This window comes from Tatumella sp. UCD-D_suzukii, assembly GCF_000611875.2.
GTDB lineage: Bacteria > Pseudomonadota > Gammaproteobacteria > Enterobacterales > Enterobacteriaceae > Tatumella > Tatumella ptyseos.
Map to the genome: position 1 here is coordinate 1 of NZ_JFJX01000047.1, position 722 is coordinate 722.

Below are 722 nucleotides of genomic sequence, written 5' to 3' on the forward strand. Positions count from 1 at the left end.
AACAAGACCAACAGCATATAATTGAAGCTGTGGATTGCTTAAAACATCTAAGCAATTTTTTTCATAAGAAGATAAGTGGGAACTTTTCTTTTTCTGCAATCTCTTAATCTGAGCCTGCACCTCATGATGTTTCAAGTATGCAACAAGAGTACGGTGGCGACTTCCTTCGTTCCACATAACAGTTGTTTCATAATCAAGAGCACGCGTCTTTTTAGTCTGACCGTTGGATACATTGCGCAAGAAATAAATCACCTGGTTAGCAATGTGATCATTTGCGACTTTTGCACTGAAAGTTACATCTATGCGACCAACTACCGTATTAGTTACATCACACAAATCATAGAGTTCAGGCATAGCAGCAGCCAAGGCACCGAAAAATTCCAGACCGCACAACTCAAAAGATGTAGGCCCAAAAATATTGTGACCTTGTAACAATTTCGCCGGAGATGCTTTCAGCTCTACACATGGCTCGAAATTCTTACCGCCCGCAAAAATTTTCAATGCGATCCCAGCATAATGAGAAGGGAGAGATTCGTAAGGATGCTTAAGCCCCGATACAGTCAAATCACCATCAATGGCGTATTCTACTGTATGGGCGGCAAGAGTCAGACCAGAAAGGCGGGCAACCTCAGCAAGGTTCACATGGGAAACATAATTTCCCTGTGAATCAAGACGCTCCGATACAAGAGAGCTTTTAAACGGTATCCTTAAGACCAGCATAT

1 protein-coding gene is annotated in these 722 nt (G+C 42.2%); it reads right to left on the reverse strand.

Annotated features, from left to right (window positions below):
• A partial coding sequence (locus CG67_RS08125; protein ID WP_025902449.1) for a phage/plasmid replication protein, II/X family occupies positions 1-722 on the reverse strand: 722 nt, incomplete at both ends.